Source organism: Allobosea sp. P2_A10 (genome assembly GCF_056405115.1).
Map to the genome: position 1 here is coordinate 1 of NZ_JBFUCS010000038.1, position 9,731 is coordinate 9,731.

Genomic DNA, 9,731 nt, shown 5'->3' on the forward strand with positions numbered 1-9,731 from the left:
CAGTCTCGTCGGCGCCCGGTCCCAGTGAAGACCTCGAACCGGCGAACCGGCTCGTCGTCGCCGGATTTAAGCGTAAGCTCTGAAATCGTCATGTGTCGAAGCCCTCAGGGGCTTCAAACATCGGCGCTCAGACCGCTCCAGCAAAGGTCCAACGGGACAGCGCTTACGCTCGACACCAAGCTGACCAAGGCGAACGAGACCTGGCATGTCGATGTCCTGGCCACGCCGTGGCCTCCGATCGCCTGTATGCTGCTGCGAAGGAACTGCCGACAGGGCCCGGCGGCGAGACGCGTTAAATGGGAGCATTGACGAGAAACACCGACCAGCCAGTGTCGGGTCAATGCTGGTCAGATCGCAAAGCCGGATCTTCAGCCTGGCACCGACTCACGGCCGTGATCGATCGCCGCGAAGAACTCGTCGTTCTCGTAGAGGTGAATCATTTCCGGGTGAATCCCGAAATCCGTGATACCGCGCTTCTCGTAAACGCGCTCCGTCTTCTGTATGCGCGCCTCGCGATAGCCGGAATGGGCATAGGGGGGGAGATACAGGCCGTGCTGAAATTCGCCGCCAATATCGCCGTCGACATGATCGTCGATCGCCTTGGTCTTGTTTTTGTAAGAGATCAACTTCCTGACCGGCTTGAAGCGCTCAGGCAGCCGGCTCTGGCCGCCCACCATGGCGCTCGAGATCTCGTTGGCGATCAGCGGCGAGCAAGTGAAACCGTCACGCTTCATGCCGTTGGCAAGCCAAACGCCCTCGATGTTCGATTCGCCTAGCAGGGGGAAAGCGTCGATCGTGGTTGGCCGAAAGCCGGGACCGCGGATGCTAATGCCGGCGAAGAAGAAGGCCTTGTGGATCTCCTCAACAAGTCCGCGCAACAGGACATGGATCGCATGGACGCGCGCCTTAGGTTCGGGATCGAACCAAACGCCGGCCGAGGCACCGCAGTAATATTCGCCGTTGCCATGCGGCACTAGATGCAGGCCGCAGGCGCCGCCGCGGTCGACGCTGCGCACGACGTGATCGATATCGAGGATCGAGCGGTCGATGCCGCCATATTTCTTGACCCAGTCCGGCAGCGTGACATCGAGCGCAGAGCCCGCGCCCCAGAGAAGCCGCGGCATGGCATGCCGGAGATCGGGCACCCCGTCGATTAGCGCTTGGGCGAACGAACCGTTGGCGAGCACGATCTGCTTGGCATCAAGTACCATACCATCGGCCAGTTTTACGGAGCGTCGGCCATCAGCGAGATCGAGTGCGACTGCCCTGTCGTTTATCATCTCGATGCGGCGAGCCTGCGCCGCCTTCTCATAAGCTCCTAAAACTTTATAGGGGTCGAAGCGCCCATCGGGAACGCGCACGATACGGGTAATCTGCCCGCGCGGTTCTGGCTTAAGCCAGGGCACGTCGGAGGCGGACATGACCTGATGAGAAACCTGGCGCTTGGCCATGGCTTCGATAATGTAATCGACCGCGCGGGTCTCGTGAGGCGAGCCCATCGCGTTGTTCAGGATATAGGTGCCCCAAGCGATGCCGAGATTGTCGGGCGCGAACTCGGCCAGTTCCTGGCGGACATCCTCCCACATTGGCATCGATTGGATTGAGAGTTCGGCACGGTCCCCAAGTGCCGGGTTGTCGAAGACGCCGTATCCAACTTCGGCCCAGGCATTGATCATTGCTCCTGCCGTCACTGAGGCGCCGCCCGTGCGGGCCGCCGGTCCAACAACAGCGATCCGGAGCGTGTCGTCACGGGTTTTTAGCCGGTTGGCGAGGCTCATCCCGATGGAGCCATTGCCGATGACAACGACATCATAGGTGGTGGGGCGCGTGAGGAAAGCCATGTTATAAAAATCCCGATTGGGCGATGTGAACGCGGTCCTCTGCTAACACCTTCAGGACCCACAGTCTCTTGACTCAGGTCAAGCGCCAACGCGGCAGATTGAAGCCGCCTAGGCCCCAATCGCGACCGTTCAAGCGGAACGCGCCCGGCTCGCGCAGAATGCGTGACAATGCGACCTCGTGATCAGGCCATGTCATCGGCTCCTGGTAGCCAGTACGTCCTGAGCGGTCATGGTCGGCATGGTAGATGCGGTGCGGCTGGGCGAATATTACCTGCTGGTACCCGGCTGCGAACAGCTGGATCAGGGCATAGGAGTCCAAGTGGAAATAGAAGTCTTTTGCTTCGAACATGCCTTCGATCTGAAAGAAGGCCGCCCGTGGCGCGAGGATGAAATCGCCCGATGCGTTACTATGAAGGAAGAATTTGCGGTGATAGGCGGCGGATTGGTATTCCGCGCGCCACGTAGCCAGCTCCTTATGCATTGCTGGAAAGCGAGCGAAATTGCGTTCGCGTCGCTTGTCGTTAGAGAATTCCTGCGTACCTGCAGAGCAGACGATCGTGCCTGCTACGGCGTCTAGCCTGTCGCCCGGCACGGGCCTGGACCCTTCGGCTACAAGCGTTGCAGCTTTGACGGGCGCCGAAATCGCGCGATCGTCGGGGTGATGGCGACGGTGGATCTCAAAGACATTGGCGAGGGCTGCCACCTCGAAATCCGGCGGCAGCAGCTCGCGGCAGGGGTCGAAATCAAAGTCGCAGCGGTCGGCGCGGTAGAATGAATTCTCGTCGAGCCGCCGTTTGGCGATCTCGCGCAGGATGCTTTCGCTGAGGAAGATGTCCTGGTTCATCACCAAGGTGAACCGGCCGCGGCCGTGCCGGGCAGCGACGTTCCGCCCGATGTAGTCCAGCATCACGCGGCTGTTGGATGCCCTGATCGCCTCGTGGACTTCCGGCGGCACCTCGACATGAAGCACGTTGCCGAGCTTCTTCCAATCGAACGCATCGCGGAGACGGGGGCGGTCGCTTGGTGGGTTCCAGTCGCAAATGACGAACTCGAACAGGTCCGGCCAGCGGGCGCTGTAGTGCGCGTAATAATCGATGAACTTCGAAACCCGTTCTTCGAAATCGCCGCCATAGCCGTCGTTACGATTGACGAAGGCTACGCTGACATAAGGCTTGCCAGGAGAAGAAGATCGCACCGTCAGACGCGCTCGGCTTCGACGTTGAGCATCATCAGCCTGCCATGCTCCTTGTCCATGTGCGGTAGATAGGCTTGGCTATAATCGTCAATGCCGGCGAGCCCGATATCAGTCTGGCGCCAGTCATAGCGGCGAACATTGCCAAACCCCGCCTCGATCAGGCCTTGTTCCAGGACATCATAGTCGAAGATCATACCGTGCCAGTCGTATTTGTCCTTTTGGCCGCCAATCAAGAGGCCAAGAAGCTGCGGCAGGTTGCGGTTCTTGAGATACTCGCTGGCGCAGGCATCGAAATCCATGGTCGAGACGCGCAGCAAGCCGCCCGGTTTCAACACGCGGCGCCATTCACGAAGCAGATCGACCCACTCGCGACGCCCGACATGCTCGATCGCGGCGCATGAGTAGACCAAGTCGGCCGATTCATCGGCGAAATCGAGCTCACGGATGTCGCAGATATGATCGACGGCGGGACCCGGGAGTATATCTACGTTGATGTAGCCGGGTAGCCGCTTCGTACCGCAGCCGAGATGGAGCTTAGTCATGACGCTTGGCCCAATATGTGGTTGATCACGGAATCATCAACGGCGTCGGGAAAGCCGTATTCGCTGTGGACGAGATCGTAGCGCACCATCAGCCGCGCCAGTTCCGGCACAAGCGTTTTCGCCTTCCAACCCAGATCCCTTTCGATCCGCGAGGGGTCAGCGCGCAGCACGTCAACCTCGGTCGGGCGGAAATAGACTGGATCGACAGCAACGCGGACTGTGCCGGACGCAGCATCGACACCCACCTCGTCGACACCTGAGCCACGCCAGATGATCTCCACGCCGATCTCGCGAAAGCAGACCTCGACGAACTCACGTACGCTGTAGGACCGCCCCGTCCCGACGACGAAGTCGCTGGCCTCGTCGCGTTGCAGCATCAGCCACATCGCCTCAACATAATCGGGTGCATATCCCCAGTCGCGCTGCGCCGAGAGATTACCGAGCTTGACCATATCCTGCTCACCGCGCGCGATGCGGGCAACGGCGAGTGAGACCTTCTTGGTAACGAAGTTGCGGCCGCGCCGGGGCGACTCATGGTTAAATAGGATGCCGTTGGAAGCATGCATCCCATAGGCCTCGCGGAAATTGACCGTCGTCCAAAGCGCGAAGAGCTTGGCGGCGGCATAGGGCGAGCGCGGCGTGTACGGCGTCGTCTCGCTCTGCGGCTCGGAGCCAGGCAGGCCGCCGAAGAGCTCCGAGGTCGAGGCCTGGTAGAAGCGCGCCGGCAGGCCGACCTCCTTGAGCGAGGTCAGCAGCCGCAGCGTGCCCAGCGCATTGACCTGGCTCGAATAGTCCGGGACTGAGAACGAGATGCCGACATGCGACTGCGCCGCGAGATTATAAACCTCGTCGGGCCTGACACGCTCGAGCAGCACGTGCAGCGACGATGAATCGACGACGTCGCCATAATGGGTGACGAAGTTCTCGGCGTAGAGGAACGGGTCGATCCGCTTCGAGGTGAAGTCGGAATTCCGGCGCACGATACCATGGACCTTGTAGCCCTTCGCCAGCAGGAACTGCGCGAGATAGGAGCCATCCTGGCCGGTCACGCCGGTGATGAGGGCGGTCTTGCTGCTCATGGAGTGCGATCGCTTTGTCCGCCACGGCGGCAATGGAGCCAGACCCGCCAGCTGTCGGGCGCGGCGGGGGCGGGGTAGTTCCGGTAGTCGAAGAAAGCGATGTCGGTGAAGCCGGCCGCCGTCAGCAGGGCGGTCAGCTCGTCCTTCGACCAGAGGAACAGCTCCAGCCGCTCCTCGATGACGATGGGAGCATCGCCGCCTGCGATCGCGATGGCGTAGTCGAGCACGACCTCGCGCGCGGCGGCGTCGGTGCGCGGCGTGACCTCGAAGCGGATGTCGCGGCCCAGATTGCGTTTCCGGCGGATCTCGTGGCGGGGTGGGTCGGCGAGCGCCGCTTCGCCATGCCAGATGTCCGCGACGAAATCGGCGCCGGGCGCGAGGCAGGCAGCGAGGTCGGCGATGAAGCCGGGCATCGCCTCGCGGCCGATATAGTTCAGCACATGGAAGAACGCGACGGCGGCCGCAAAATCCCGGCCGCGCAGCGCCGCGATCGGCAGATCGACGACGTGGACATGAGGGTGGCTGGCGGGCGTCACCTTGGTCCGGAGGATCTCGGCAAAATCCGGGTCGATCTCGACGCAGGTCGGCTGCGCCGCGATCTTTGCCAGCCGGATCGTCTGGTTGCCGGTGCCGGCGCCGATCTCGAGCAGCGGCCCGCCGATCGGGGGCGAGAGCCCCGTCAGCGCCAGGAAATCCCGGATGTCCTTGTCGTAGTCCTTGTCGGCATAGAGCAGGTCGTAATGCGCGACGAACGGCCTCGCCATCGCGTCAGGCCCCGAAGAAGCCGCGAATGGCCGCGACGATCCGGTCGATCATCGCGTCGCTGAGATGGTGATGGACCGGCAGGCAGAGGCCCCTGCGGTTCAGATCCTCGCTGGCCGGCAGCGACTGCGGCGGCGAGGCCATGAGCTTGGGCTGCAGATGCATCGGGTAGAAGAAGCCGCGCGTCTGGATGCCCTGCGCCTCCAGCGCGGCGGCGAGCGCCTCGCGCCTGTCCGACAGGATCGGGAAGCGGAAGGGGATCAGGGTCGAGCCGGGAACGATCTCCATGAAACCGAGGTCGACGACGCCTTTGAGCCCGGCCATGTAACGCTCCCACTTCAAGGCGCGGCCGTCGACGATTGCCTGTAGCTTGTCCATCTGCACGACGCCGATCGCCGACTGAAGGTCGGTCGTGCGGAAATTCATCCCCAACGAAGGGTGTACGAACGTCCCGGAATTTGGCCGGCCCTGGTTGCGCAACAGCGCGATCTTCTGGGCGAGGTCGTCGTCGTTGGTGACGACGCACCCACCTTCGCCGGTAGTAATGACCTTGTCGGAATAAAATGAGTATGTCGCAATGTCACCGAAGGTGCCGGCCGATTTATTGTTAAGAGTGACGCCGAACGCCTGTGCTGCATCCTCGATCACGCGCAAGCCATGTTTGCGCGCAACGGCCATGATCCCCTCCATGTCGCACGCCTGCCCATATATATGAACCGGCATGATTGCGCGCGTGCGCGGCGTGATCGCGTCCTCGAAGCCGGCGGGCGTGGCGCTGAAGGTCTTGGGATCGCAATCGATGAAGACGGGCTTCAGCCCCGCGAACACAGCCGATGTGGCCGAGCCGTAAAAGGTAAAACTCGGAATGATAATTTCGCTACCTGGTTCGCAGTCGAGCCCGAGCAAAGCCAAATAAAGCGCCAGAGTTCCGTTGGGAACGAGAAAGACGTGCTTGACATCGAGTTTGCGCGAAATCTTGTCGATTAGCGCCTTTGTGAACTTGCCTTCGGTAAGCCAGCGCTGCTCGATCGCCAGCGAGACAAGGGCGAGCTCCTGCTCATCGACGTAGAGATCGACTTGGTTGATGGGTGGCAAGGCGGCGTTCATCGCTACTCTTTCAGCACTCGACCGGGACTGGCATAGCCTCGATGGCCACCGTTCGTTCGCGAGCGCGCTATGCCATCGCTGAGGGCCTTTTGCAATGGTGCGAGCCGGCTGGAAGCTACGGTCAATTGGCCGTTCGATAGGGGACGCTTGTGCCAGCGCCATTCTCGCGGTGGCGGAAAATCCTAGAAGCGCTCCCGAGTCCCCCACTGCTTTCGGCTCGGGTTGCCGCTGATGCGACAGAAATTTTCTGCAGGCCCAACAGCGTTGTGATCCTATTATGAAAGAGGCTTTGACAGCCATACGGAGGATCTGTCGGCGAACTCAGATTGCGATATCAGCGGCGGCCGTGCACACCAAATCTGGCCGGCTGACATCCGCGGCAGGAAGCGGCGTATGGGTGAGTCGATAGGTGACAGCGATGCAGCCGAAGCGGTACAATCTCGAACTTTGTGATTTGGCGAACGGACGTTGGCAGTACGCAGGCGTTTAGCTCTGCGCTGCGCGGTTCACTGTTTGCCATAGCTGTTAGCCGAAGGATGTTGACTGTTGTGTCTAAAGTGATCGTTGCGAAGACTGCACTCGATGGCGTTTTGCTGGTTACGCCGCCTACCAGGTTTGAGGATTTTCGAGGAATTTATGTCGAAAGCTACAATCAAGAGCTTTATGAAGAGGCGGGTATAGTTGACGACTTCGTTCAAGATGATTTTTCGATAAGTTATAAAAATGTTCTGCGCGGAATACATGGCGATAGTCAAACAGCGAAGTTGGTTTCCTGCGTATACGGAGTTATTTTCATTAATATCGTAAACAATGACCCGCAATCATCGCAATATCGTAAATGGCAATCTTTTACGTTGTCAGATAAGAATTGTCGGCAGCTCTATGTACCGCCAAAATTCGGTAATTCTTTTTTGGTGATATCAGATTTCTGCGTATATCACTATAAACAGACTACTACGTATGATCGTTTAGGCCAGTTCACGATTAAATGGAACGATCCATCCTACGGATTCTTCTGGCCTATCTCCACGCCGATCTTATCTGAACGCGACTCAGTCTAGGCAGACCTCTGTTCTGATTGGGGACACAATTTGTGCCATAGCGCCCTCAAACCTTTTAGTACGATAGGGGGCGTCGTTGCGATTAGCACGCGCCTCGGCAGCGAAAGTCCCGGAACAAATTCCTGAGGAGGCTCTGGCTCGTTCGTCACGGCAGGGGCCTCAGCAAGCTGCGGCTCGTAGTGGGGCTCAATTCGGAGCGATTTAACTAGGAACGGCACCGTCCCTAGTGAATGGATGCGCGTTTCGATCCGATGCGAATGCTCCTGGTCAGCGCCTTCTGCAATATTGAAAGGCATGACGATCCTGCCGTCCAAAAGATGTTGGACGCGCATCGTCATCGACGTGATCTCATCGCCACCATTAGCTACATCTATCAGGCCAATTGCCGCATCGGGCTCGAGTGATGTTGAGGAATCGGCGACTACGGTCACCGCCATTCGATAGGATCCCGTGCGCAGCGGCCAGTATGGTCCCGAGCAAACATAGCCCTCGCAATCTGGCAGGGCGGCGATCCCCGCCGCAGTCGACGCGCCGGCTGAATCAACGACCAGCCAGGGGAGCCAGTCTCTTGCTTCATCTGCTGAGCCGTCAGCCAGCATCCGAGCCATTTCTTCGAGGCTATACCGCGTAGGCTGGGCGATCCGTTCGACGATATTTGCTTCTGGCTGCTTTAGGTTCTTCGGCAGCAGACATGTCGGGTCGGCACGAAAAGCGGCGATATATTCACGGTATGATTGCGGGCGACCGTCGCGCGGTGGCGTCAGCGCGTCGAGCAGGCAATCGACATCGACTAGACCAGCCAGCATGCCCCGGTAAGCGTTCAACAATTCGGCGGCCATGTCGGGCAAGCGAAACATCTCGTATAGCGCCAGAAGCTTCAGCAGCTTGTGGGGTCCTAACGGAATTCCCCAAAGCCAAGTGTCATGGTCCGAGGCGGCGTCGCGCAGATAGATTACGTCGCCTTGTATCGGTTGCCCACCATGCGTCTGGGCGAGCACGTCGAACTGGAACGGCGCCGGAAGGTCACGGCGCGAATAGGTGCGGTGCGTCGCGCCGACGAGAGAGTAGCCCATGCGACGCATATTGCGGTCGATGTTGTGGAAGGAATTCTCGGTTTCGAGATGCGATCCGGTCCAGTTGACCTCAATCGCGAAGCCCAGGATCTGGTGGGAGCGTGTGACGCTTTCGGCCGAAAGCGCCACATCTAGATCGGTGCCATCGACGTCGATCTTGATAAAATCGACAGTCGAAAGCTTCCGATCACGCACGAATGCATCAAGCGGCACGATCGTGTCGAGCGAGACCCAGTCTTCAAATATCGGTTGGCTCTGCTGGCTCGCATGTGCTCCGAGTCTGACCGCCTCGGCCGTGCTGAGCCGGCTCCAAGGCTCAAAATGAGCCTTGATTCGGCTATCTTCCTGGGCGCGACGAACGAGAAAGGGATGATCCTTGGGAAGACCGACAAAGGCCGGAACATATTCGACGCGGGGTCGCGTTTCGGCTGCCTGCAGGCGTAAACATTCCGAACGTTGTGGGTCGAAGCCGTACGCCACAAGTTCTTCGCCAAAAATGCGCCAAACCGCGTCGATACCGCCGCTACAGCCGGCGTCGAGCAGAACAAAAGGGTTATCCGAGAGCAGGCCCGCTTCCCGAAGCAGCGGGAGAGTTCTGACCTGATCAGTGCTGCCTTCCATGTGCCGCCCCCCACTCGTTTCGCGCAAAACCCAAATGGCCGCACATTCGGGGCACTACTAAGCGATAGCAACTATTGCGTCTACAAAATGCTCTGGCTGCCCCCCCCCCTTTATTTCCACAAATAAGGCAGGGCCTAAATAGCAACAGATCTCTCAGCCAAACCATAGTGATAACCCACTGGAAGCGCCTCGTCCGAGACTACGAACAGCGCGATGAATCGCGCCGGGTTTCCCGGAGGCCATTTCGTTTGAGTCACGCTGCCATGGCTGGCTCGTCCAGCATGGCGTAGTAGCACTCCTCGGCTCCAGCAGCCGGCGATTGTTGAACCAGTCGACCCAGGTCAGCGTGGTGAATTCGACGGCCTCGAAGCTTCGCCAGGGTCCGCGCCGGTGGATGAGTTCCGCCTTGTAGAGGCCGTTGATCGTCTCGGCGAGCGCGTTGTCATAGCT

Annotated in this window: 8 protein-coding genes and 1 pseudogene; 1 reads left to right on the forward strand and 8 read right to left on the reverse strand. The window is 59.6% G+C overall.

Annotated elements, in window-relative coordinates; genetic code table 11:
* Positions 1 to 368 precede the first annotated feature (368 nt).
* The 6 genes from AC1DZY_RS26130 to AC1DZY_RS26155 all read right to left on the reverse strand — a co-directional run bounded on the left by AC1DZY_RS26130 (position 369) and on the right by AC1DZY_RS26155 (position 6,688).
* A complete protein-coding gene (locus AC1DZY_RS26130) occupies positions 369 to 1,841 on the reverse strand; it encodes an NAD(P)/FAD-dependent oxidoreductase (RefSeq protein WP_476823073.1) in 1,473 nt (490 codons plus the stop codon).
* Positions 1,842 to 1,914: 73 nt separating this feature from the next.
* A complete protein-coding gene (locus AC1DZY_RS26135) occupies positions 1,915 to 3,036 on the reverse strand; it encodes a hypothetical protein (protein ID WP_476823074.1) in 1,122 nt (373 codons plus the stop codon).
* Positions 3,037 to 3,038: 2 nt separating this feature from the next.
* On the reverse strand, positions 3,039 to 3,578 hold the full coding sequence (locus AC1DZY_RS26140; RefSeq protein ID WP_476823075.1) for a methyltransferase domain-containing protein: 540 nt from the start codon (positions 3,576 to 3,578) through the stop codon (positions 3,039 to 3,041).
* The gene (gene gmd, locus AC1DZY_RS26145) at positions 3,575 to 4,657 is read right to left on the reverse strand and encodes a GDP-mannose 4,6-dehydratase (RefSeq protein ID WP_476823076.1); all 1,083 of its coding nucleotides are present in this window, start codon (positions 4,655 to 4,657) and stop codon (positions 3,575 to 3,577) included. Before gmd ends, AC1DZY_RS26140 begins: the two co-directional genes overlap by 4 nt.
* Positions 4,654 to 5,421, reverse strand: a complete 768-nt coding sequence (locus AC1DZY_RS26150; RefSeq protein ID WP_476823077.1) for a methyltransferase domain-containing protein — start codon at positions 5,419 to 5,421, stop codon at positions 4,654 to 4,656. Before AC1DZY_RS26150 ends, gmd begins: the two co-directional genes overlap by 4 nt.
* Before the next feature lie 4 nt (positions 5,422 to 5,425).
* Positions 5,426 to 6,688 (reverse strand): DegT/DnrJ/EryC1/StrS family aminotransferase, encoded by a 1,263-nt coding sequence (locus AC1DZY_RS26155; RefSeq protein WP_476823078.1) that lies wholly within the window; start codon positions 6,686 to 6,688, stop codon positions 5,426 to 5,428.
* A gap of 386 nt (positions 6,689 to 7,074) precedes the next feature.
* Between AC1DZY_RS26155 and AC1DZY_RS26160 the strand changes: the two genes are divergently transcribed.
* Entirely contained in the window at positions 7,075 to 7,587 is a 513-nt protein-coding gene (locus AC1DZY_RS26160; protein WP_476823079.1) for a dTDP-4-dehydrorhamnose 3,5-epimerase family protein, read from the forward strand.
* Here AC1DZY_RS26160 and AC1DZY_RS26165 read toward each other — a convergent pair.
* Together AC1DZY_RS26165 and AC1DZY_RS26170 are read right to left on the reverse strand one after the other, a co-directional pair.
* Positions 7,584 to 9,281: an FkbM family methyltransferase gene (locus AC1DZY_RS26165; protein ID WP_476823080.1), complete on the reverse strand. Its 1,698-nt coding sequence runs from the start codon at positions 9,279 to 9,281 to the stop codon at positions 7,584 to 7,586. The two genes, AC1DZY_RS26160 and AC1DZY_RS26165, sit on opposite strands and share 4 nt — an antisense overlap.
* 253 nt (positions 9,282 to 9,534) lie before the next feature.
* Positions 9,535 to 9,731: pseudogene (locus AC1DZY_RS26170) on the reverse strand (integrase core domain-containing protein); the annotation flags it as partial.